This is a genomic window from Frankia sp. R82 (assembly GCF_023716925.1).
Classification (GTDB): Bacteria; Actinomycetota; Actinomycetes; order Frankiales; family Frankiaceae; genus Frankia.
The window spans coordinates 1-23,611 of record NZ_JAMQQG010000023.1; the positions used below are offsets into that span (position 1 = coordinate 1).

Annotated in this window: 19 protein-coding genes and 2 pseudogenes; 14 read left to right on the forward strand and 7 right to left on the reverse strand. The window is 70.2% G+C overall.

All coding sequences use genetic code 11. The features are described from left to right. From ND747_RS06970 to ND747_RS30035, 5 genes and pseudogenes are all read left to right on the forward strand, one after another. Nucleotides 1–626 (forward strand): ferritin-like domain-containing protein (locus tag ND747_RS06970; protein ID WP_251732648.1); only part of this gene is annotated, 626 nt, incomplete at its 5' end. After that, nucleotides 626–1,453, forward strand: a complete 828-nt coding sequence (locus ND747_RS06975; RefSeq protein WP_251732649.1) for a ferritin-like domain-containing protein — start codon at nucleotides 626–628, stop codon at nucleotides 1,451–1,453. The genes ND747_RS06970 and ND747_RS06975, both read left to right, overlap by 1 nt. Before the next feature lie 646 nt (nucleotides 1,454–2,099). After that, a complete protein-coding gene (locus tag ND747_RS06980; protein WP_251732650.1) occupies nucleotides 2,100–2,798 on the forward strand; it encodes a FadR/GntR family transcriptional regulator in 699 nt (232 codons plus the stop codon). Nucleotides 2,799–3,170: 372 nt separating this feature from the next. Then, the gene (locus ND747_RS29720; protein WP_251732651.1) at nucleotides 3,171–3,398 is read left to right on the forward strand and encodes an FCD domain-containing protein; all 228 of its coding nucleotides are present in this window, start codon (nucleotides 3,171–3,173) and stop codon (nucleotides 3,396–3,398) included. Further along, nucleotides 3,395–4,177 (forward strand): annotated as a pseudogene (locus tag ND747_RS30035) (ABC transporter ATP-binding protein); the annotation flags it as partial. The gene ND747_RS29720 and the pseudogene ND747_RS30035, both read left to right, overlap by 4 nt. 33 nt (nucleotides 4,178–4,210) lie before the next feature. On the opposite strand, the pseudogene ND747_RS06995 reads toward ND747_RS30035, so the two are convergent. Further along, nucleotides 4,211–4,435, reverse strand: a pseudogene (locus ND747_RS06995) (FadR/GntR family transcriptional regulator); the annotation flags it as partial. A gap of 178 nt (nucleotides 4,436–4,613) precedes the next feature. Between ND747_RS06995 and leuA the strand changes: the two are divergent. Continuing rightward, a complete protein-coding gene (gene leuA / locus ND747_RS07000; protein ID WP_374216167.1) occupies nucleotides 4,614–6,521 on the forward strand; it encodes a 2-isopropylmalate synthase in 1,908 nt (635 codons plus the stop codon). Nucleotides 6,522–6,876: 355 nt separating this feature from the next. After that, on the forward strand, nucleotides 6,877–7,683 hold the full coding sequence (locus ND747_RS07005) for a methylenetetrahydrofolate reductase (RefSeq protein ID WP_251732681.1): 807 nt from the start codon (nucleotides 6,877–6,879) through the stop codon (nucleotides 7,681–7,683). 79 nt (nucleotides 7,684–7,762) lie between these two features. Here the strand turns inward: ND747_RS07005 and ND747_RS07010 are convergent, their stop codons facing one another. Next, nucleotides 7,763–8,113 (reverse strand): hypothetical protein, encoded by a 351-nt coding sequence (locus tag ND747_RS07010; protein WP_374216169.1) that lies wholly within the window; start codon nucleotides 8,111–8,113, stop codon nucleotides 7,763–7,765. A 91-nt stretch (nucleotides 8,114–8,204) separates the two neighbouring features. On the opposite strand from ND747_RS07010, the gene ND747_RS07015 reads away from it, so the two are divergent. The 6 genes from ND747_RS07015 to ND747_RS07040 all read left to right on the forward strand — a co-directional run bounded on the left by ND747_RS07015 (nucleotide 8,205) and on the right by ND747_RS07040 (nucleotide 12,727). Beyond that, nucleotides 8,205–9,479 (forward strand): type VII secretion protein EccB, encoded by a 1,275-nt coding sequence (locus ND747_RS07015; protein WP_251732653.1) that lies wholly within the window; start codon nucleotides 8,205–8,207, stop codon nucleotides 9,477–9,479. A 145-nt stretch (nucleotides 9,480–9,624) separates the two neighbouring features. Then, entirely contained in the window at nucleotides 9,625–9,939 is a 315-nt protein-coding gene (locus ND747_RS07020; protein ID WP_251732654.1) for a WXG100 family type VII secretion target, read from the forward strand. 38 nt (nucleotides 9,940–9,977) lie between these two features. Beyond that, nucleotides 9,978–10,271: a WXG100 family type VII secretion target gene (locus ND747_RS07025; RefSeq protein ID WP_251732655.1), complete on the forward strand. Its 294-nt coding sequence runs from the start codon at nucleotides 9,978–9,980 to the stop codon at nucleotides 10,269–10,271. A gap of 5 nt (nucleotides 10,272–10,276) precedes the next feature. Next, nucleotides 10,277–10,588: a hypothetical protein gene (locus ND747_RS07030; RefSeq protein WP_251732656.1), complete on the forward strand. Its 312-nt coding sequence runs from the start codon at nucleotides 10,277–10,279 to the stop codon at nucleotides 10,586–10,588. Continuing rightward, a complete protein-coding gene (locus ND747_RS07035) occupies nucleotides 10,585–12,384 on the forward strand; it encodes a hypothetical protein (protein ID WP_251732657.1) in 1,800 nt (599 codons plus the stop codon). Before ND747_RS07030 ends, ND747_RS07035 begins: the two co-directional genes overlap by 4 nt. 4 nt (nucleotides 12,385–12,388) lie before the next feature. Beyond that, complete coding sequence (locus ND747_RS07040; protein ID WP_251732658.1) at nucleotides 12,389–12,727, forward strand: hypothetical protein; 339 nt, start codon at nucleotides 12,389–12,391, stop codon at nucleotides 12,725–12,727. Between the two features lie 11 nt (nucleotides 12,728–12,738). Here ND747_RS07040 and eccCb read toward each other — a convergent pair whose 3' ends face one another. Continuing rightward, nucleotides 12,739–16,851, reverse strand: coding sequence for a type VII secretion protein EccCb (gene eccCb, locus ND747_RS07045; RefSeq protein ID WP_251732659.1), 4,113 nt, complete (start codon nucleotides 16,849–16,851; stop codon nucleotides 12,739–12,741). 266 nt (nucleotides 16,852–17,117) lie between these two features. Here eccCb and ND747_RS07050 point away from each other — a divergent pair, with 266 nt between their 5' ends. After that, complete coding sequence (locus ND747_RS07050) at nucleotides 17,118–18,506, forward strand: EsaB/YukD family protein (RefSeq protein WP_251732660.1); 1,389 nt, start codon at nucleotides 17,118–17,120, stop codon at nucleotides 18,504–18,506. Between the two features lie 228 nt (nucleotides 18,507–18,734). On the opposite strand, the gene groL is transcribed toward ND747_RS07050, so the two are convergent. The 4 genes from groL to ND747_RS07070 all read right to left on the reverse strand — a co-directional run bounded on the left by groL (nucleotide 18,735) and on the right by ND747_RS07070 (nucleotide 23,610). Continuing rightward, nucleotides 18,735–20,363, reverse strand: a complete 1,629-nt coding sequence (gene groL / locus ND747_RS07055; RefSeq protein WP_251732661.1) for a chaperonin GroEL — start codon at nucleotides 20,361–20,363, stop codon at nucleotides 18,735–18,737. 237 nt (nucleotides 20,364–20,600) lie between these two features. Further along, nucleotides 20,601–22,187: an AMP-binding protein gene (locus ND747_RS07060; protein ID WP_251732662.1), complete on the reverse strand. Its 1,587-nt coding sequence runs from the start codon at nucleotides 22,185–22,187 to the stop codon at nucleotides 20,601–20,603. Nucleotides 22,188–22,245: 58 nt separating this feature from the next. After that, complete coding sequence (locus ND747_RS07065; protein WP_251732663.1) at nucleotides 22,246–23,016, reverse strand: SDR family NAD(P)-dependent oxidoreductase; 771 nt, start codon at nucleotides 23,014–23,016, stop codon at nucleotides 22,246–22,248. A gap of 51 nt (nucleotides 23,017–23,067) precedes the next feature. Further along, a complete protein-coding gene (locus ND747_RS07070; RefSeq protein ID WP_251732664.1) occupies nucleotides 23,068–23,610 on the reverse strand; it encodes a hypothetical protein in 543 nt (180 codons plus the stop codon). Nucleotide 23,611 lies beyond the last annotated feature (1 nt).

Genomic DNA, 23,611 nt, shown 5'->3' on the forward strand with positions numbered 1-23,611 from the left:
CCGCCGGCCTGGCCGGCGCGGGCGTGCTCGCGCTGGGCTCCCGCGCCGCCGCGGCGACGAACGACGTGGCGATCCTGCAGACCGCCGCGTCGATCGAGAACCTCGCGGTCAGCACCTACAAGACCGCCCTGACGCTGCCGTTCGTCGGCGGCGCCGAGGCGAACGGTGTCCTCCGGGCCTTCTCGATGAAGACGATGACGCAGCACACCGAGCATGCCGCCGCGTTCAACGCCGCGGTGGTCCGCCTCGGCGGCAGGGCCCAGACCGCCCCGGACCCGAAGTACGCGAAGGTCGTCCAGGCGGCCGTGCCAACGATCAAGGGACCGGGCGACGTCGTGTCGCTCGCGATCACCCTGGAGGACGTCGCGGCGCAGACGTACACGAGGAACGTCAGCCAGGTTGCCAGCTCGATGCTGCGGCAGCTGTTCGGCAGCGTCGCCGCGGTGGAGGCGCAGCACCGGGCCATCCTGCTCGCTGTTTCCGCGCTGCTCAGTGGCGGCGCCGCCGACCTGATCGCGTTGCCGCCCGACGCGGCGAAGCTCCCGAGGGCCGCCGGCAGCGTCGGCTTCCCCGTCGCCTTCTACCCGACCTCGATGGCCTCCCCGGCCACTGAAGGAGCCCTGTGATGTCCAGACGTGACGAGGTTCGCCGGCGCGTCGTACGGCGCGCCGAGCCGGGCATCGGCGACGCGGAGCTGCGCCTGCTGACAGGTGACCTCGACGCGCTGCACCGGGACACGTTCCCGGCGGCGCTGGAGGAGCTCCGCGACACCACCGGCGGGAGGCGGGCCGACCAGGGGGCGGCCCGCCTCCCCACCAGCCGCCGTGGCGTTCTCCTCGGCGGCCTGGCGGCTGCCGGCGCGGGCCTGCTCGCGGCGTGTGGCAGCGGCTCGGACAGCAGCGGCAGCCAGCACGCCGCCGGCGCGACGCCGCCGGGCAAGGCCAGCCCGTACACCGGTGACCTGCGGGTCGTCGCGCTGGCCGTGGCGTTGGAGAACCTCGCCGTCGCCGCCTACACGACGGCGCTGGCGAAGGCCAGGGCCGGCGACTACGGCACTGTCCCCGCCGCCGTCGGCGAGTTCGCGACCGTCGCCCGCACCCAGCACTCCGACCATGCGAAGGCGTGGAACGGGGTGCTGTCCAGCGCGAACCTCCCGACGATCAGCGGCACGCCGCTGACGATCGCCGCGAGCGAGGTCGCGAAGCTGAAGGCGACGAAGTCCGTCCCCGAACTCGCCGCGTTCGCCCTGAACCTGGAGAACACCGCCGCCCACACCTATCTGTACGCCATGACCAACGTGACGGGCAGCGGCGGCATCACGACCGCGGCGACGATCGCCCCGGTCGAGGCGATGCACGCGGCCATCCTGAGCTTCATCGCCGGCGACTACCCGGTGCCCGACTCCTTCATCGACACCAGCTCCGCCGTCGGCCCAGCCGCCCTGACGGCCTGACCGGCGGGCCCCACCACCACAGCAGGGTGATGTCGCCGATGACCGGCCGGCCGCGGTCATCGGCGACGAGCGAGCGGAGAAGGAAGACGGACATGCGCCCGGCAGTGTTCGGCCGCTGGCCGCTGGCCGCTGGCCGCTGGCCGCCGGCCGGCGGTTGCGGCTGCTGTTCGCCGATGGCTCCTTCGCCGGCCAGTTCGTCCGGCGGGGCCGTCCGCATCCTGCGCCTTCCGGTCGGAGGTCGTGCACGGACCCACAGGCCAGAAGGGCTTTTCGGTGTCCCGGAATCACCTGACCCACGATCTCGAACACGTTCTGACAGGAGCTCTCCGCAGAGCGGGTGATCCCCAGGTGACTGATCGGATCGGGGTGGGAAAGCTGGCCGCCGTGGCGGAGAAGGCGGCAGTGGCGGGTGCCGGCGACGTGCCGGCGGACGCCGCCGGGGCAGGCAACCTGGACGGATGTGCGGACATGGGAGTGGTCGGCTTTTCCGGCTCGGTCGTACCTGGTGACCGGCAGCACGACGCCCCACCGGCGGGGTGCGGGTCGTGTCAGGACCCGCCGCGGCGGAGAAGAAGCAGTCACATGCCCAGCATCGCGGGCGTGTCATACTCCAGGTCTCAGCTTCTCTGAGAACCTGTGGGGTCTGATGGCGCTCGGCGCACTGCATCCGACGTCTCTGGTCGACCAGGCGATCCAGCGTCTGCGTGCGCAGATCACCGGCGGCGAGTGGCCGGTGGGTACTCGTCTGCCCGGGGAAACCTCGCTCGCCGCGACGCTCGGAGTGGGGCGTTCCACCGTGCGGGAGGCGTTGCGCGCGCTGGTCGGCGCGGGGCTGGTGCAGTCCAGGCAGGGCTCCGGCGTGTTTGTCATTGCCTTGGAACCGGCGCCGGACTGGCGGGAGGAGCTGCGCCGAGCCGCGGTCGTGGACGTCTACGAGGTGCGGATGCTGATGGAGGTGCAGGCGGTGCGGCTTGCCGCGCAGCGCCGCACCGATGTGGAGATGAGTGCGCTGCGGGCAGCCCTCGAACAGCGGCGGGAGGCGGCTGCCGGTGGCGATGACAAGGTGTTCGTCGACGCTGACATCCGTCTGCACGCCGCCGTGGTCGCGGCCGCGCGTAACCCCGTGCTCGACGCGCTGTTCACCGAGTTTCTGCCCACCCTGCGCCGCGGGCTCATCGAACTGGTCGAGCTGCTGGGTCTCCGCGCCGCCGACGTCAACCACGGCGACGCGGCGCATGCCGCCCTCGTCGACGCCGTGGCCGCCGGCGACGGCGAGCGAGCCAGCGAGATCCTGGGAGCCGAACTCGAGCAGACCCTGGCTCTGCTCCGGGCACCGAGGGCCTGAGCAGGGCCGGGTCACCGCGTGGTATCAGGATCCGTGGTGAACCATCCGCCGGCGATGGGCCTGGCGCGGCTCGCCGGAGACCGTTCACAGCGGGCCATGAGCGACTGCGGTAGCACTCCTCGGATTGATGGTGCAGTAGCCGGCAGGGCGGCAGGGGAGGTCGGCGGCACAGGTGCAGGGAGTCCCGCCAACGGACCAGGCGGCGCGGTTGCCGCTGAGACGCAGCTTCGTCGTTGCGGCGAGCGAGGCGGCAGCCCTACGGCGTACACCGGCCGAGCTACGCAGGTTACGCCGGGCGCTCGATTCTCGCGCGGGGCTGTACGGGGAGCGTCGAGGTGCATCTCGACGCGGACGTGGCCTTCCTGCGGCGGAGTGGTCGCCGCCGCACACAACCCGATCCTGGCCGAGGTAGGTGACAGCTTCGTTCCTCGAACGCGACGGACCCTGATTTACCTGCTGTGCCTGTGTCTCATACCCGACAGACAGGTCGATCGCGATCTGCATCGCGAGCTCGTCGAGGCGATCGCCGGCCACGCTCCCAACGCCGCGGCGCGGCGCGGCAGAACCCACCTGGAACTGTTGACGGAAGGCATGGCATGAGTGAGCCGGTTCTGGCCCTGCGGGCGGTGACCTTCCAGCGCGAGGGTGAACGAATCCTGCATGGCATCGACCTGACCGTCCGTGCGGGGGAGCACTGGGCGCTGTTGGGGCCCAACGGCGCGGGCAAGAGCACGATCCTGGGCTTCTGTGCCGCCCGGACGCACCCGACCTCGGGCGTTGTCGAGGTTCTGGGCCGACGCCTCGGCCGGGTCGACGTTCAGGAACTCCGCCGCGATATCGGGCACGTCAATCCGCGTCATCCGCTTCGCTCCCCGCTGACAGTCCTGGAGGTCGTACTGACCGGTGTCACCGGCACCATCGAGACGCCCATGCAGTGGCAACCGACCGCGCTGCAGCGTCGTCACGCGGCCGAGCTCGTCGAGGCGGTCGGACTCGGCGGAAAGGAACAGGGGCGATGGCCGACGCTCTCGCAAGGTGAACGCGGACGCGCCCTGATCGCCCGGGCACTGATCGCAGCCCCACGGCTTCTCCTGCTGGACGAGCCGACCAGCGGCCTCGACGTGGCCGCCCGTGAACAGCTGCTCGAGACGCTCGACGCGCTCGCCCGCGACGAGCCGAGCCTGGCCTCGGTGCTGGTGACGCATCACCTCGAGGAACTGCCGGAGTCGACCACGCACGCCCTGCTGATCGCGCATGGTCGCCCTGTCGCCGCGGGTCCCGTCGCCACGACGGTTACGACACAGACCGTCACCGAGGCGTTCGAGCATCCGATCCAGGTTGAATGGGCGGCCGGACGCTGGAGCGCTCGCGCTGTGCGACCCTCTCCGGGAGTGGCCAGCCTGACCGCCGTCGATGACGAACACGCCGGATCCCTGTCTGGACTGCACCAGTCCCGCTCCGGAGAGTGCGCGCAGCGCCTCGCGTACGGCGGAGCGCCCCACGCCAAGAGTCGCCGCAAGGGCGGTCTCCCCGCGCAGTCGAGTACCGACGGGCCACTCGCCGCTGGTGATCTGCTCACGTAGGCGTCGCGCCACCTGGTCAACCAACGACGTTGGACGCAACGCGCCAAGAGCCATCGAACCCCACAGGTTGTCAGAGGAGCTGACATGTGGAGTACGCTACTACCGTGACGCTGGGCGTGTGGCTGCTTCTTCTCCGCCGCGGCGGGGCCTGACGCGACCGGCACCCCGCCGCGGCGGAGTGTCGTGCCGCCGGTCGACCACGTACGACCGAGCCCGAAAGGCCGACCACCCCATGTCCGACCACCCCAGGTCCGACCACCCCAGGTCCGATCACGCGACCACGGCGCATTCCGCGGCGGCACACGCCGACGCTTCACCGGCACCCGCCTCCCTCGCCACTGTGATCAGCTTTCCCACGCTGATCCACCCCCGGGGCGCGGTGCCGGCACACGCGCCGACGTGGAACCCGCAGCGCCCCAACTCCATGCCCAACCAGCGCTACAAGCCCATCCACGAACGAGTGGAGCTGCCAGGAATCGACCCATCCAGCCGGACCTGGCCGATGCGCCGTGTCGACACCGCACCGCTGTGGGTTCCGGTGGATCTGCGGGACGGTAACCAGGCCCTGCGCGAGCCGATGGACACACCACGCAAGCGGATGATGTTCGACCTGTTCGTCGCCATGGGCTTCAAGGAGATCGAGGTTGGCTATCCTTCGGCCAGCCAGACCGATTTCGACTTTGTCCGCCATCTGGTCGAGGACGGCGCCGTGCCACCGGATGTCACGGTGGTGGTGTTCACTCCGGCACGACGTGACCTCATCGAACGGACCTTCGAGTCGATCGGCGGGATACCGAAGGCCGGTGGGATGCCCCGTGTCGTGGTCCACCTCTACGTCGCGACGGCACCGGTATGGCGGCAGGTCGTCCTCGGCCGTGACCGTGCCGACCTGCTGGCGCTCGCACGTGACGCTGCGGGGCACATGGCCCGGCTCGCCGAGGTTCCAGGCTGCCCGGACGTCCGCTTCCAGTTCTCTCCCGAGGTCTTTAACGCGACCGAGCCCGACTTCGCACTGGAGATCTGCAACACTCTGACCGCGCTGTGGGATGCCTGTCCGCAACGACCGGTCATCCACAATCTGCCGGCGACGGTCGAGATCTCCACCCCGAACATCTACGCGGACCAGATCGAGTACATGCACCGCGGTCTGGACCGCCGGGAGTCGGTGATCCTGTCCGTCCACCCGCACAACGACCGCGGCACCGGTGTCGCGTGCGCGGAGCTGGCGCTGCTCGCCGGTGCGCAGCGGGTCGAAGGCTGCCTGTTCGGAAACGGCGAGCGCACCGGCAATGTCGACCTGGTCACCCTTGCCCTCAACCTGTACTCCCAGGGCATCAACCCGATGATCGACTTCTCGGACATCGATGTTGTCCGGGAGACCGTCGAGCATTGCAACCGGATGCCGGTCCACCCACGCCATCCCTACGGCGGCGAGCTGGCCTACACCGCTTTCTCCGGAACCCACCAGGACGCGATCAGCAAGGGGCTGGCACATCACGCGGCCCGCGCCGCAGAGCTCTCGGTGCCGACGGGCCGGGCGCCGTGGGCCGTTCCGTACCTGCCGATCGACCCGGCGGACGTCGGGCGTACCTACGAGGCACTGATCCGCGTGAACAGCCAGTCCGGCAAAGGTGGCATCGCCCACCTGCTGAACCTGCACTACGGCCTGGACCTTCCCAGGAGCCTGCAGGTCGACTTCGCCCAGGCCGCGCAGCAGACCGCCGATCGCGATGGCAGGGAGCTCGCGCCCAAGGAGTTGTGGGAGATGTTCCAGGCTCGCTACCTGGCTCCCGTATACGACGGGCCGGTCGTTCTGTCCGCCTGGCGGACCATCGAGGCGGCTGCGGGTGAACACGAGTTCGTTGCCGAGCTGTCAGTCTCCGGCAATGAGACGCAGGCCAGAGGGACCGGCAACGGTCCGCTTGCGGCGCTGACAGCGATGCTCGCCGGGATCGGTATCGAGGCGGAGATCGTCGCCTACAGCGAACATGCCATGGATCGCGGCGGGGCCAGTCTCGCGACGGCCTATGTCCAGATCGGCCAGGGCGGAACGGATCGCTGGGGCGTTGGGCAGGACACCTCCGTGCTCACCGCCTCGGTCCACGCCGTCATCGCTGCGGTCAACCGCCTGCCGCGATAGCCGGACCGCGATGGGCCGGCCCTGTCTGTGGGGGCCGGCCCATCGCCATGTGCAGGACCCGCTGACAGCCCGCGGAAGCCCTTCACGTCGAGGCTCGGGCGGAACTGGCTGGTCTCCAGGCCCTCGCGGAACAGTACGAGCGCGCGACGGACCACCCGTCGCTGTTCGGGCGTCAGTCGCGCGTACTCCACCACAAAGCGGGCCACCTGCTCGTACGTCGGTACGCCGTCACGATGACGGCTCAAGCATGCCGAGCTCGCGAGAGGTTCGCGGCCCGCGCTCAGCCATCCTTCGGATGCTCCTCGACGGCCGGTTGATCCAGATCGTCCAGGAGGGCTTCGACTACCCTGTCCGGATGCGGGAATCCCCGGCAAGTCCCGAACATCCGGCACACGGCTTCGAGCTGATCTGTGAGATCGAACCGCCGACCCGGCCGGACCTGACCCACGCCCGCCATCAGATCGGCGTCCTGACCCCCGTCACCGACGCGTTCCTGATCCCCGACAACCACCTCGGCCGCGCGACCGTGTCGAGCATCGCCGTCGCCCATGAGGTGCAGGCGATGGGGGGACGCAGCATCGCCTGCGTGAACTCCCGCGACCGTAACCTGCTGGGCTTCCGCCGCGACCTGCTCACCGCGGCGGCCTACGGCGTCGAGGAGTTCCTGTTCGTCCAGGGCGACAAACCCACCGTCGGGAACCGGACCAGCGACCTGACCGTGCGCACGATGATCGACGAGGTCCGCGCGGCCGGAGAGGATCCGGCCTTCTCGGACATGCCGGCGTTCCGGGTCGGAGCCGCGGCCGGCCTACGTCCACTGCCCGCCTGGAAACGAGCCGCCGACTTCCTGTTCGTGCAGGTCAGCTACTCGGTGGACGCTCTGCTGCGCTGGCGCGACGCCCATCCGGTCGACCTACCGGTCTACGCCGGCGTGATGGTCCTCGCGAGCGCCGGGATGGCCCGCCGCCTCGCCGCGACGATCCCCGACATCGACATCCCCGACGACCTCGTCCAAGCGGTCGAACGCGACCGGGCGGCCGGGGTCGACGCAGCCTGCGACCAGGTGCTCAAGCTCCGTGACAGCGGCGCCTTCGCCGGCGCGCACCTCGTCCCGGTCAGCCGCTACCGCCAGATCGCCACCCGACTCGAAAATCTTCTCTGACCCCCGGACCTAACGCCGCCGGCGACAGCGTCACCTTCATCCGCGGCTGGGAAGGATGGCCTGGGTCGCCCCGTCGCGGTCAGTCCTGGATGGACTGGAGGAACTCCAGCCGGTTTCCCAGGACGTCGAATGCGTAGAAGCGACGGTGCCCCGGGAAATTGTCGTCCCAGATGACCGTGATGCCCCTGTCGGTCAGCCGGTTCGCCAGCCCGTCCAGATCCTCGACAAGGATGCCGGGATGGGCCTTGCGCGCCGGCCGGAAGTCCTCCTCGACGCCGAGATGGATCTCCAGCCGGTCCGCGCGCAGCCACAGCCCGCCGCGCGTTGCCAGCACCGGCGGCCTGAGGACCAGGCTCCACTCGGGTCCCTCGGTCATCACGGTACGTGACGCTCCGTCGGTGTCAGTGTCGGCGTCGAGGGAGATACGGATCGGACGGGCACTCGACCGGTAGGGAGCGCCTCACCCGAGCGCCTTCGTATGATCGATCGGGCACCCTTTGCCACACGGAGACGGGGGACCTGTGGCCAGTCGTCAAGAGTTGGCCGAAGCAGCCACGTTCCGTAGGAGATTTGTCACTGCTTCTTTTCTGCAGGGCGCGAACGCGGATTTCACTCCGCTACCCCGCCGCACCGCCATGGCTGTGGTCACCGGCATCGTGGTCGGCCTGCTGGCGCTCGTCGGCGCGGCGGCGCACGGCACCTTCGTCGACCCGCACCCCTTGGACCAGCCCGCGAACGGCGCGGTGCTCGTTGACCGTGACCAGGGCGGGCGATACCTCGTCGAGAACGGGATTCTGCACGTCATACCGAACTACACGAGCCTGTTACTGATGGGAATGGGCGGGCACCCGACGGAACTTGTCTCGCACCACCAGATCGAGGCGGCTCGGCTGGGCGCGCCGATGGGAATCGTGGACGCGCCCGAGTCCCCGCCGCGCGTGGCGGCGGCAGCCGCGGAGCCGCTCGCCTGCGCCGGTCCCAGGCCGGCACCGACTGTGTTGATGGCGGCCCGTGGAGCTGGGCAGGCGGGTTCCGCCCAGGCAGGAATCCTGGTTCGCACTTCCACCGACGGCGGGACCTACCTCGTTACTGCCGGGAAGCGGTTTTCCATCACGGCACAGGCCATTCAGGCACTGAACTACGCTGATAAACCAGTACGGACCGTGTCGTCGGCCTGGCTCTCGCTGGCGGAGTCCGGGCCACCGATCAGGGCACTTCCCGTGCCCGGTCTGGTACCCGGAACGCTGGCCTACACGCTCTACGCGCGGCTGGTCATCGACCGGCAGGACTCGGTGGGCCAGCCGGACGACCGTTATTACGTGGTCGACGGGAACGTGTTGCGGCCAGTGCCGAACGCGACCGCACTGCGTCTGGTGACGGGGCTGTTGTACTCGGGCGGGGCGAAGGAAGTCGACCACGGCTGGGTGTCCCACCAGACGATCGGCAGCCCGTTCGGCGAGGTGCAGTGGCCCGCGGTACCGCCGACGCTGTCGTCCGCCGGCTCGGCCGGCTATGTCTGCCTGAGCGGCACCGGCGCTCTGACCGTCACCAAATCACTGCCGAGAACGCTCGGAGCGGGTCTGCTCGCGCCGGCGGGCGCGACCGGGATCGGTGATACCGGGCCCGTGTACCTGGTGGCCGGCGAGCGGACCTATCTGGTTACCTCGCTGGCGGCGTTGCGCCGGATGGGCTATGTCGACACGCAGGTCCGAACAGTTCCGGACGGGTGGTCGGAACTGCTCGCCGCTGGCAGTGGCGAGGCGCTACGCGAGCTGAGTGCGCCGGCCCGGTCGTAGCCCCCGGCGGCCGGTCACCAGAACACACCTATTTCTCCCGAATTGCGAGGCGTGCTGTTAGAGTGTCCATGCCGCCCGACTTTCATCGGAAAACGTGTGCGGTAGTGGTCGCGGTGCCTCGCGGCCGATAGTGGGGAGGTACGGAGTGCCGGACGCGGTTGGCGCAGACCTGCCGGTGATGCAGCAGGCGGCGCAGCATGTCTACGACGTCAACACGAACATCCAGGCCCAGCTGACCACGCTTATCACCCGCCTTGGTGCGCTGGAGGGCAGCTGGCGGGGCGATGCGGCGACCAGCTTCACCGTCCTGAAACTGCGGTGGGACGAGGACGCGCGCAAACTCAACGAGGCGCTTCGGACGATTGGTGACGCACTTCGACAAAGTCACATCAACTATTCCACAACGGAGACGACGTCCGCCACGGGCTTCACGCGGATCGCCGCCCGTCTCAACGGCTGACGCCAGCCACATCCGCACTCGCCCTCTGGAGGACCGCCATGGCCGACGGCGAAATTCTGGTTACTTTCTCGTCTCTTGCGCAGGCGCAGACGGACACCGGCTCGGCGTTCACCGCGATCCAGCAGGAACTCACCGACCTGCGCACCTACCTCAATCCGCTGGTATCCAGCTGGACCGGTCAGGCCGCGACGAACTACCAGGCCGCCCAGACGAAGTGGGACAACGCGGTCACCGACCTGAACCAGGTGCTGGGCATCATCTCCCAGGCGCTTGGTACGGCGCACTCAACCTACCGTGACACGGAGACCATCAACGCCGGTATGTGGGAGTAGTGCCGATGGCCGACTTCTCGGTCCGCCCCGCTGACATCAGGACGGCGGCGGGCACGTTCGATGCGGCCGGTGATGAGCTGAACAGGGCGCTGGGCGCATTGTTCAGCGCGCTCGCCGGTTCCGGCGGAATGGCTGGGGCAGACAAGCCGGGAGTCCAGTTCTCGACGTCCTATGACGCTGTGGTGCCGCAGGTCGAGCATCTGATCAGGACCTGCGTGACCGGGCTCGGCTCGATCGGCGACGGTCTGCGGGCGATGGCCGACAACTACGGTGGCTCGGACACCGCGTCCACGCTCCGACCGGGCGACTCGCGATGAGCCAGGCGCCCGGGGCCACCCCGGCGGCGCCCGGGGCCCCGGCGGTGGGTGAACCGACGACACCGGAGTCGTCCGCGGCGGTTTATCACAAGCACGGGCACTGCTGGTGGCCGCAGGGCGACGTCGGCAAGCTACGCGCGGTCGCGACGGCATGGTCGACGCTGGCGACGGCCATCGACCGCGTGGCCACCGACGGCGACGGCGCCATTGTGACGCTGCGGTCCTCCTCGGGCCCGGCGATCGAAAAGGTCGCGACGTACTGGTCTAGCACCTACAGCAACGGAACCTGTGCGACGGAGGCCGTCGAGGGCGGCCCGGCGTTGACCAATCTTGCCGCGACCTGCCGGAGCCTGTCCGAGTCCTGCGACACCTATGCCAATGCGATCGAGCGGGCCCGCAAGGAGGTCATCGCGCTCACTGCCGCCGCGACCGGAGCACTGGTGATCGGTGCGGCGCTGACGTTCGTCACGTTCGGCGCCTCCGATGCGGCTGCCGCCGGGGCCGAAGCGGCGATCGTGGCGGAGGCCGCCGCCGCCGAGACGACCCTGGCTTCCACCCTCGCCGGCGCGCTGACCCGGATCGGGATCACCGCGGCGAAGGCCGCCCTGGCCGGAGCCGCCTACGACGCCCTCATCGTGCAGCCGATCCAGATGCACTTCGAGCCGGGCCGCGAGTTCTCCTGGCGTGACGTCGCCGGGGCGGCCGAGTTCGGCGCGATCGCCGGGGGTGCGCTGGGCGGCTTCGGGGAGGCCGGTGGGCCGCTCGCGGGCCGGATCGCGCAGGGGCTCGGCGCGGGCAGCGGCCGGATCGGCCCCGCACTCGGCCAGACGATCAGGCAGTCCGCCGCCGCACTCGACACGCCGATCGGCCGGGCGCTGTCCGGCGGGGCTGTCGCGGCGGGCATGGACAAGGCGACCACGGGTGAGGTCAACCCCATCGACGTGGCTCTTGGCCTCGTCGGCGGCCTGGCCACCAGTCGCGGTACCTCGTCGGTCGGTGGCGGGCGCGGGCACGCTCCGGTCGAGACGGAGATGCCGGGAACGCTGCGGGAACCGGCGGCCGACGGGAGCACGGCTCCGGCCGTCGCGGGCGGGCGCCCCACGCTCGGGGAGATCCCTGAGGACCGTGCCCCTGCGGCAGGTTCCACACCGGCGGAAAACTCCACCGAGCATTCCTCCGAAGTGGATCCCACCGCGGAGCGCGGAGACGAGACTCCCGGTGCCACGGCCGCGGAACAACAGGCGGATGCCGGCACCCAGAATTCCGCGCAGCCCCTTGAGTCGGAATATGCCACCTATGAAAAGCTTGGCGATGTTCCCTGGAAGGTCGACTTCGATCAAAACGACCAGCTGTATGGCACCGGCGGCGCGCACACCCTCGAGCGTCACGGATCCGATGTTCCTCTCTATCAGCACGAAAATCCAGGCGGCCGGACGCTTGAAGGCCGTATCTACGGTGACCCGCCGTGGCAGCAGTCGGCGAACTTCTCCTACCGGTGGGTCAGTAATCGAACAATGCGGGACACGGTCAACCAGTACGTGCAGGCGAACTGGGAGAAGATCCGTTCGGACCTGGCACTCGACGGCTACCACGCGCACGCCTTCGATGCCGGGCATCTGACCGGCGAGGGTTTCTTCAACAGGACCTACGGAGCTCCCGGGGCTCCGGACGCCGCCTACGGGCAGACCAGCTATGTGGAAATACGCATCAAGCTGGTGCCCGGTGCCGACCCGCCGCAGCCCTATATTGTGACCGCCTACCCGCGCGCTCTGCCCCCTGGCTTTCGGCTACAGTGAGAGCATGAGTATTCCGGACCATTTCAGAGCGCGGGCCAGTGAGTCCCGTCCGCCGTTGGAGGAGGCCCGCTCGTTTCTGGTCGCGGTGACGGAAGACGCTGTCGGGCCGGATGAGATCCGGGCCCAGGTGCGTGCGCTGGTCGCCTCCCATCCGGCGTCCGTGCGCCGCAAACTGATGGCGATCGAGACGGTGCTCGGGCAGGAGCATCCAGAGGGCGAGCTCACGAGGTTCGTCGGTTGGGATCTCAACCGGGCGCTGGACGACCCCACGGACGCCGCCTCGGCACAGTGGATCGCCGACGTGGCCGATATCGTCCGCGAGGAACTCGAGTCTGCCGACTGACGGCCCGTCCGTCAGCGGCCGGTGTCGGGTGGGTCCCACGCGGTCTGGACCAGGACGGGGCGGGTCCCGCGGCGGACCATCAGGCCGCGGCCCGGTGGCTGGTGTGTGGCCCGCACCGGGCCCAGCACGGGGCCTTCGCCCGGGTCTCCGGACAGGATCAGCCCGGGGGTCGCCAGATCCCGCAGCATCGCGATCACCGGCTCGAAGCCGGTTCGGGCCATGCCACCCACCCGGCGGGAGAGCACCATATGCAGGCCCACATCCGACGCCAGCGGTAGATACGGCAGCAGCGGCGCCAACGGGCTGCCCGCGCTGGATGCCACCACGTCGTAGTCGTCGACCACGACATAGACGTCGGATCCCGTCCACCAGCTGCGGTCGGCCATCTGCTCGGGCGTGACATCCGGGCCGGGTATCCGACTCTCCAGCACCGCCGCGACCTGCCCGACGTACTCGACCGTGGCCGGCGCGGACCCGGCGTACTCCAGCAGGTGCTCGCCGTGGACGGCGCCGAGCAGACTCCGCCGGTAGTCCACCACCAGGATCTTGGCGCTCGTTGCCGGGCAGGTCTGCTGGAATCCGGTCAGCCAGCTGCGCAGGAAGGTCGTCTTCCCGGACCCGCCGTCCCCGAGGATGAGGAAGTGCGGGTCTCGGCCGGTCAGGTCGAGTCGGACCGTGCCGAGATCCGTCTCGGCGACGGCGATTGGTACCCCGCCAGCGCCGGACGTGGCGTCAGCGCCCTCGGGGGTGCGTGGGACGGGCAGGTCCGAGCGGCGCAGGCTGGTCGGCAGCACCCGGACCGGGCGAGCTCCGCCAACCGGCCAGCGGACCCGCTCCGCCTTGACCAGGGCATCCAGAGCCTCGGCGAGACCATCGGTGGTGGGCCGCCCGTCCACCCGCGGCAATGCCACCTGGAAGTGGTACTTGTCCGTGGTCAGCCCGCGACCGGGAACGTCGGTGGGAATCCGGGCCGCCTGCCGCCGGTCGATCTCGCTGTCGCTCGGCGTACCGAGGCGCAGTTCGAACCGAGTGCCCATGGCGTCCCGCAGTGACGGGCGCATGTCGAGCCATCGGTTCGCGGAGATCACCAGATGGACGCCGACGTTGAGGCCGCCTGTCGCGATGCGCTGGACGGATGGCACGAGATCTTCGTGGTCGAGGGCGAAGGCCGCCCAGTTGTCGATGACGAGGAACGCATCGCCGAACTCGTCATCGGGGTGCTCGGCCGGGGCCTTGGCGCGGCGGCGGGCACGGAAGACCGCGATCGAATCGACGCCGGTGGCGGGAAACGACTCCTGTCGGAAGGCCATCAACGCGTGCATCTCGGCGACGACCCGGCGGACCCGTTCCGGGTCGCCGCGGCCCGCAACCGTGCCCACCTGCGGCAATCCGGCAAGCGGAGCGAGTAGACCGCCTCCGGAGTCCACACAGTAGAACTGGACGTCGCGGGGCCCGTAGGCCCGGGCCAGCGCGCACACCAGGGTGCGCAGCAGAGTGCTCTTGCCGCTCTGCGGGCCGCCGACGACGGCGACGTTGCCGGCGCCCCCCGCCAGGTCCACGACGAGTGGCTCCTGATGCTGCTCGGCGGGCCGGTCGACCAGGCCGATCGCGGTGGCGAGTCCGACCGGCTGCCGGCCGGCAGCGTCGAGTGGAACAACGGTGCTGGGTGGAACAATGGTGCTGGGTGGAACAACGGTGCTGAGCGGGACGGCCGTGCCGAGCGGCGGCAGCCAGACCTGACGCACCGGTGGCGCGGCGGCGCGCAGGCGATCGACGACGACGTCCGCGACGGACTGACGGGACGGGTCGTCGTCGAAACCGAAGGATCCCATCACCGTGACCGCTTCGCGGCCCAGCTGGCCGTCCTGACCGCTCGGGTGGGCCCGGTCGGCGTCGCCTGATGTGGCTGCCGCGCCCGGGTCGGTTGCCGGGCCCGCCGCGATGGCGACGAACCGGGTCACGACCGGGTGCGGCGTGGCGGCCACCGGTTCGGGCCCACGGTAGGTCGACGAGACCCGAGCCGTCCGGAACGGCTCGGACAGGACCGGGCCGACCTTCAGGTACGCCGATCCGGGAAGGGTGCCGGGCAGCCGGTAGGCGTCGGGCACACCGATCGCGGAACGGCTGTCCTGCTCACTGAACGTGCGAAGCGCGATGCGGTAGTTGAGATGGTTCTCCAGGCCCCGCAGCCGCCCCTCCTCCAACCGCTGGGAGGCGAGCAGCAGATGCACGCCCAGGCTGCGGCCGAGCCGACCGATGCGCCCGAACAGGTCGACGAACTCGGGTTTCGCGACGAGGAGCTCACCGAACTCGTCGACGACGACGAACAGTGACGGCAGGGGTTCCCCGTCGTTTCTGGTGGCACGTAGTCGGCGGTACTCGTCGGCCGAGTCGAGCTCCCCGGCCGCCTTCAGCACCCGCTGTCGACGGTCCAGCTCGCCGTCCAGGGCGGTGAGCATGCGGTCGGCCAGCGTGGGATCCTGCTCGAGGTTGGTGATCGCTCCGGCGACGTGCGGAAGCCGGCCCAGTCGGGAGAACGTTGCTCCGCCCTTGAAGTCCACCAGAACGAAGGCGAGCTCGTCGGGTGCGTGCCGCGCCGCGAGTCCCACGACCAGGGTGCGCAACAGCTCGCTCTTTCCCGAGCCGGTCGCACCGACGAGCAGGCCGTGGGAGCCCATGCCGCCCACCGACCAGTCCTTCAGATCGAGGCTCACCGTCTCGCCGCCGGCGGCCAGGCCGATCGGCGCCCGCAGCCGGTCGGCCTCGGGGCGGGGCCGCCAGCCCTGGCGGACGTCCAGCTGGGCCGGGTCGGGGACGTCCAACAACTCGGTGAGGGTGAACCGGCCGGCGAGCGTGCGTCCCGATGGCTGCGCGGAGAGCCGGTACGGGGCGAGCGTGCGAGCCAGTGCCTCGGCGTCCGTCACGGTCACCAGGTCGGCGACACCCTCGTCGAGCAACTCGCCGCCGCCGGTCTCGATCCGCAGCCCGTCGTCGGCCAGCCGCAGCCGGCAGTCCACCCGGGTGGGCTCGGCCGCGGACTCCGGGACGCAGACGACGACGGTGACCCCGCACCCGGGCGGCAGGGCGAGCAGGTCGCCCATGGCCTCGGGCGCTGGCGTCCGGCCGAGGTCGACCACCATGACCAGATGTGGGCCGCCGCCGTCCGGGTGGCGTCGGGCGCCGCCGCCGGACGCGTGCGGTGTCGCCGGCGCTCGGGCCGCTGTGCGTCGTACCGTGAGCTCGCTACCCACCAGGGCGGCGAGCCCGGGCAGATCGGAGCACACCAGCCGCACCGGTCCGTCCGCCGCGAGCGCCTCGGGATGCTCGATGTGGGGCAGCCACTTCACCCACTCCCACCACTTGGCCGACTCCGGGGTACGACAGACGGCCAGCCGCAGGTCGTCGGGGGCGTGGAAGGTGACGAGCTGCGCGAGCAGGGCGCGCACCACGCCACGGCAACGTTGGGCGGGGCCGACCACCGCGAGCGTCGCGATCTCGTCCAACCGGACGGTCAGCGGTAGCGCGGGCAGAACCGCGAAGGCACTGGTCAGTCCGGCGAGCGCCGCCTCGCAGACAGGATCGCGGCGATCCATGGAATGGCCGGCGCTGGCTGACGCGGGCAGGCAGTCGAACGGGCGGGCCCCGACGCCCACCCGGGCCTGCAGGAAATCCGGCGAATCCGAACGGCGTTCCCAGCATCGGGCCGGGTTGCCGGCGGCGGACCACAGCGCCAGGGGATCCGGATGAGCCCACTGCTCGGCGTCACGCCGCCACGCGGCGGCGATGGACAGTCGTTCGCGGGCGACCGCGAGGGCGGCGAGATAGTGCCGACGCTGCTCGCCGAAGGTGTTGCGCCCGGCAGAGCGCTGCTGAAAGTACATCCCCACGCCCATGCCGACGGAGGCGAACATGAACACGACGCTGACCAGGATGTAGCGTGGCCGCGGATTGGCCAGGCTGAAAGCAAGCATCCCGATGCCGCCGAGGAGAGGGAACAGACAGGCAAGCATCCCGGCGGTGCGCGTTGCCGTCGGGGGTGGCGGCTGCGGGAGCTGGATGGGCTCCTCGTCCGGAGGAGCCGGAAAATCGACCCGCTGCGGACGCGTGAGGACAAGCGTGCCCATCAATGTTACCTCTTCCCCGATTCCCCCGCGTGCGGCCTCCAGCACCCGGGCCGGCCACATCCGGGGCTCACTTACCCGGGACCGACCCAACCGTATCCTTGGACCAAGGCTCCGTTCGGCCCGCACCGCGTTCTTTGCTGCCGACGTGGAACGAGCTGGGATCGGCTCCGCGTCCGGGGAGCGTGTCGATTCGTCGCTGGAGGCTGGCGTTCTTGACCACCGATAAACCGTCCGCCGCGCCTTATGTTTTTTCCGGCGCAGCCGCCATGTGCCGGATCAGCGTGGTCGCCACCGGCCGCCGCATGGACGTGTCGTTGCCCGTGAACGTGCCGGTCGCGGTTCTGCTGCCGGCACTCGCCCGGCTCGCCCGGCTTCCCGTCGGCCCCGCCGGCGATTCGAGACTGACCGGCTGGGGGCTGGCGCCGCTCGGCGGCGCCCCACTGGCCAGTACGACGACCCTCGGCCAGGCCGGCGTGCTCACCGGCGACGTTTTGGTCATGGCGCGAAACGACGTGGCGACCGCGCCACCTGTGATCACCGACCTGGTCGAGGTGGCCCAGGCGGACGTGGACGAGAGTACGGACCGGTTGGATGCCAGGACCGCAGGTCGCCTGCTGCGATGGGGAGCCAGCGGCTTCGCCCTGCTCGCGGCCCCCCTGCTCGCCGCCGGCCGGCCGGTCTCCGGCCTGGCGGTAGCCCTGTGCTGCACCACGGCTCTGGTACTGCTCGGGTCGGTCAGGTTGGTCCCGCGCGCCTCGCCGGCCCGGCTGATCTGCGCCCACCTGGGTATCGAGTACGTGGGCGTGGGGGCGGTGGGATGCGCGTCGATGGGCGCGATCGAGGTGCCGGGGCAGATCCTGGCGGGTGCGTTGGCCGTGGTGGCCGCCGCGGTGCTCAGCGTGCCGCTCGTCGGCCTCGAGCGCCCGCACCCGGCGACGGTGGCACTGGGCACCGCCGCGTTGGCGACGGCGGTGCCCGCGGCCGTCGTCATCGCGGCTCACGTACGCACCGCGTCGGGCACGGCGGCCACGCTGGCCGCCGCGGTGTTCGTCCTGATAATGCTGACGGCCGTGCTTCCCGACCTGGTGCTGCGCGGGACGGGGTTCACATCCGCGCTGGTCGGCCCAGGTGCTGGCCCCGGGCATCGTGGCGGTGCCGCCCATCCCGGACCCGGGGAGGTCGCCGCGGCCCGGGAGATGCTGAGTCTCGCCCACCGGACGCTTGCGTCGCTGCTTGCCGGGATCGCGGCGGCGGTCGCCATCGGTCTCATCGCCGTCGTGGTGTGCAACCCGGGCCTGCTCGGCGAGCTGTTCGTGGCGGCGGCGTCGGTGGCTCTGCTGCTGCGCTCCCGGACCGCGCGGCTGCGCTCGGAGGTACTCCCGCTCGTGCTCGCGGCCACCGTTGGGCTGGTCGCCTTCGAGGTCACCGTGGTGTCCGGTATCGGCAACGAGGTGCTGCGCTTCGCGGTGTTCGCCGTGACCGGACTGTTCCTGCTCGGTCTGGCCCAGACCGCGACCGGCTCCGGGTATCGCTGGGACCAGGCGCTCGGGGTCACCGAGATCGTCGTGTTGGCCGCGATGGTGCCGCTGGTGCTCGGGCTGCTGGGGCTGTTCGGCACGGTCGAGGATTTCACGGCGCGGGTGGGTTCGGGCTGACGATGTTTCGGACGTCAGGTGTCCGGGCGCCTTTCCGTGGCCCGCGGGTCACACCCGGGTCCCGCGGCGGCAACCAGGGAAACTCGGCCATTGTTCGGGGCCGGTGATGGTGACCGTTGCGCCGGGCCGGGCCGGGCCGGGCCGCTGGCTGGCCACGGAGTGTGGCTGTCGGCGGTCCGGCCCGATCGGGATTCGGCCAGGGGCCTGACGGGTTCTGGTGCGGTCGGCTCAGAAACCCTGCTGGCGCATGGCGGCGTCGACCCCGGCGGCGTCGGCGGCCACGTCTTCGGGGGCGTTTGCCACGACGGCCTCGGTGGTCAGCAGCAGAGCGGCGATGGACGCGGCGTTCTGCAGCGCCGAACGGGTGACCTTGACCGGGTCGATGATGCCGGCGGCGATCAGGTCGACGTACTGCCCGGTGGCGGCGTTGAGGCCGTGGCCGGTGGGCAGGTTGCGGACCTTCTCGACCACGACGCCACCCTCGAGACCGCTGTTGAAGGCGATCTGCTTGATGGGGGCTTCCAGGGCGAGGCGGACGATGTTGGCGCCGGTGGCCTCGTCGCCGGAGAGGTCGAGCTTCTCGAAGGCGGTGATCGAGGCCTGCAGGAGCGCCACGCCACCGCCGGCGACGATGCCCTCCTCGACGGCGGCCTTGGCGTTGGAGACCGCGTCCTCGATGCGGTGCTTCTTCTCCTTGAGCTCGACCTCGGTGGCCGCGCCGACCTTGATGACGGCGACACCACCGGCGAGCTTCGCGAGGCGCTCCTGGTTCTTCTCCCGGTCGTAGTCGGTGTCGGCCGACTCGATCTCGTTGCGGAGCTGGCTGATGCGGGCCTCGATCTGGTCCGCGGCGCCGAGACCGTCCACGATGGTGGTCTCGTCGGCGGTGATGACGACCCGGCGGGCCCGGCCGAGCAGGTCCAGGGTGGCGGCCTCCAGAGTGAGGCCGATGTCCGCGGAGATGACCTGGCCGCCGGTGAGAATCGCGATGTCCTCCAGCTGGGCCTTGCGGCGGTCGCCGAAGCCGGGGGCCTTGACCGCGACGCTCTTGAAGGTGCCGCGGATCTTGTTGACGACGAGCGTGGCCAGGGCCTCGCCCTCGACGTCCTCGGAGATGATGACCAGCGGCTTCGAGGTCTGCATGACCTTCTCCAGCAGCGGGAGAACGTCCTTGACCGCGGAGATCTTGCTGTTGACGATCAGGATGTACGGGTCGTCGAGGACGGCTTCCTGACGGTCGGCGTCGGTGACGAAGTACGGCGAGATGTAGCCCTTGTCGAAGCGCATGCCCTCGGTGAGCTCAAGCTCGAGACCGAAGGTGTTGCTCTCCTCGACGGTGATGACGCCTTCCTTGCCGACCTTGTCCAGCGCCTCGGCGATGAGCGCGCCGATCGCCGGGTCGCCGGCCGAGATGGAGGCGGTGGAGGCGATCTGCTCCTTGGTCTCCACCTCCCTGGCGCTGCGCAGGAGCTCCGCCACGACACTGGCGACCGCGACCTCGATGCCCTTCTTCAGGCCGAGGGGACCCGCGCCGGCGGCCACGTTGCGCAGACCCTCGCGGACCAGTGCCTGGGCCAGGATGGTCGCGGTGGTGGTGCCGTCACCCGCGACGTCGTTGGTCTTCTTCGCGACCTCCTTGACGAGCTCCGCGCCGATCCGCTCGTAGGAGTCCTCCAGCTCGACCTCGCGGGCGATGCTCACACCGTCGTTGGTCACGGTGGGAACGCCGAACTTGTTCGCGAGGACCACGTTGCGACCCTTGGGACCGAGCGTGACCTTCACCGCGTCGGCCAGCCGGTTCACACCGCGCTCCAGGCCGCGCCGGGCTTCCTCGTCGAACGCGATCATTTTTGCCATACGTGCTGGGTCCTCTCGGGGGCAGGCCTGCGCGCAGAGGTACCAGTCGCTGGTGGGGCACCCGGCGCCGCGGACGGCATTCCCGGTGGCGCGGGTACCCGTCGCACCGCGAATTGGCACTCGACCTCGCTGAGTGCCAGCCACTGTACCGCCGGAGATCCCCTCGACAGCGCGGTCAGCACCACTTCCGAGGGACGGTGGTGCACCGCGTCGTGGGACCAGGCGGGGAGCGGAGGGTCAGCCGATCTGGCGGTCGGAGCCGGACCAGTACCGGGCCCGCAGGGCCACCTTGTCGGGCTTGCCGACGGCGGTCAGCGGCACGGCGTCGGCGAACTCGATGTTCTTGGGTGAGTGGTGCGGGCCCTTGCGCTCCTTGACCAGCGCCCGCAGCTCCTCGACGGTGACGTCGACGCCGGGGCGGCGCACGACGACGGCGGTGACCGCCTCGCCCCATTTCGGGTCCGGGACACCGATCACCGCGGACGCGGCGACCCCGGGATGCTCGGACAGGACGTCCTCGATCTCGCGGGGGAACACGTTGAATCCACCGCTGACAATCATGTCCTTGCGGCGGTCGACGATCGTGTAGAAACCATCCGGGTCCTGCCGGGCGATGTCACCGGTGTGCAACCAGCCGCCCGCGAACGCCTCGGCGGTCGCCTCCGGCTTGTTCCAGTAGCCCTTCATCAGCAGCGGGCCACGGGCGCAGATCTCGCCCGGCTCACCCGGTGGGACGGGATTGCCGGCCTCGTCGAGCAGGGCGACGTGCACCCACGGCACCGGCCGCCCGCAGCTGGCCAGGCGGGCCGGACTGTCCGGGTCGTGCTCCTCCTTGCGCAGCACGAACAGGGTCTGTGGCGCCTCGGTCTGGCCGTAGAACTGGAAGAAGATCGGGCCCAGCTTTCCGATGGCCTCACGCAGCCGGGTCGGCGACATCGCCGATGCGCCGTAGAACACCGTTTCCAGGCTGGACAGGTCCGTCTCGGCGAATGCCGGGTGGTCAAGAATCGCGTAGATCATCGACGGGACGAGGAACAGCGACGTGATGCGGTACTGCTCGATCGCGGCCAGCACCGCGCCGGCATCGAACTTCGGCAGCACCACGATCGAACCGCCGCGGTGGAGCACCGGAATGATGAAGCTGGAGCCGGCGTGGCTGAGCGGGGTGCAGACCAGATGGCGAAGCTCCGCCGGCCACTGCCACTCGGAGATGAGAATATGCGCCATCGCCGCGCTGCCCCGGTAGGTGGCCATCACGCCCTTGGGCTTGCCGGTGGTTCCACCGGTGTAGGCCAGCGCCGAGATCGACTCGGGGTCCACGGCCGGGGCGACCAGTTCGGCGGGCTCGAACGTCGCGGCCAGGGCCAGCAGGTCCTCGCCGACCTCGGACGGGCCGAACGACAGCAGCCGCTTCAGGCCGGGCACCCGGTCGCGCAGCGCGGCGGCCCGCGACGCGAAACCCGGGTCGAACACCAGGGTCTCGATCTCGGCATCCTGCAGGACGTACGCGTGGTCGTCGAGCGAGCCCAGCGGGTGCAGCGGGGTGTTGCGGGCACCGTTCATCAGATAGGCGCCGATGGCGTAGAGCACCTCGGGCCGGTTGGTGGACAGCACCGCCACGCCGCTGCCCGGGCCCACCCCGCGCGCCGCGTACGCCTGGGTGTACTGGCTGATCCGCTCGGCGAGCTGGCCGAGGGTGAGGATTTCCTCGCCCAGGTAGATCGCGGGCAGGGCGGGGTCGCGACGCAAGGCGGCGAGCAGGAGGTCGGGGAAGTAAGAACCGCGGTAGAGGTCGGCAAGCTCTGTGTGCGGATTGTCGGTCACCGGGAAACCTCCTGCTTAGTGTCGCATGGCATGCGCGGCTGGGGTTGCGAGAGCCGGTCTACTTGGCCGGGAGGCGCTGGGCGGCGTCGAGGCGGATGTTCTCGCCGTTGAGGTAGGGATTGCGCACGATCGCCTCGACCAGCAGCGCGAACTCCTCCGGCCGGCCCATGCGGTGCGGAAAGATGATGCTGCTGGTGAGTTTGTCCTGTAGCTCCTGGCGGGCGTTCAGCATCAGCTCGGTCCCGATCGTGCCGGGTGCGATGGCGCACACCCGGATGCCCACCGGGGCGAGGTCGCGGGCGAGCGGCAGCGTCATGCCGAGGATGCCCGCCTTCGCCGCGGCATAGGCGATCTGCCCGGCCTGTCCCTCGAGCCCCGCGAGCGAGCCGGTGTTGATCACGACACCGCGCTGGCCGTCCTCGTCGGGTTCGTTGGTGGCCATCGCGGCGGCGGCCAGGCGGGTGACGTTGAAGGTGCCGACGGTGTTGATGGCGATGATGCGCTGGAAGGTCTCCAGATCGTGCGGCGTTCCGTCCCGGCCGACCGTGCGGGTCGGCCGGTTGCCACCCCCGGCCACGTTGGCCACGATCGACAGGGTGCCGGCGGCGCGGGCCGCGTCGACGGCCGCCTGGACATCGTTCGCGTCGGTGACATCACCGGCGACGGCGGTAGCGGCCGGCCCGAGGTCGGACGCCGTGGCCTTCGCCCGTTCGGCGTCGCGATCGAAGATGACGACCGCGACGCCGAGCCCGATGAGATGGCGGGCGGTGGCGCCGCCCAGTCCGCCGGCCGCGCCGGTCACGACTGCCGATGCTCCAGTGAGATCCACGTCTTGTCGTCCCTGGTCTGTGAGGGTGAGCGGGGCGGGTGGGTGGCCAGATCAGCCGTTGGGCTGGGGCGGGCCGCCGACGAGGTCGAGGCAGCGCTGCCGGTCCAGCAGGGTGGCGTCGGCCATAACGGACGTCTCGTCCGCCTGCGGGTCCAGGTAGATCGATTCCGAGGTGATCAGGGGCCCGTCGCCGGTGACGAAGAAGGCGAGCGGCCCCACGGTGCGGCGCAGGCCACCGGAGGGCACCGCGGTCAGCGTGACCAGCGAGCCGTGGCCGGCGATGGTGGTGCGATCGGCCACCAGACCGTCGAGCCGCAGCCACATGAGTGCGCCGCCGGGAGCGGCCCCGAGCCGTTGGATGCTGGCGACCAACTGGTCGCGCCCGCTGGTCAGGGTCTTCCCGCCGACCTGGGTGACGAGGGAGAAGCCGGGCGCCAACGTCGCGGCGACCCGGTCGGCGTCCCCGACGAGCTCGGCGAGCATACGTTCACGGAAAGCAACAAGATTCTCCGCCCCTGGAGCCGTGGCCAGCTGCTCGTCGATCAGGCGGAACGCCGACAGAAGATCGCTTTCCTCGGGCTCCACAGTGGTCATC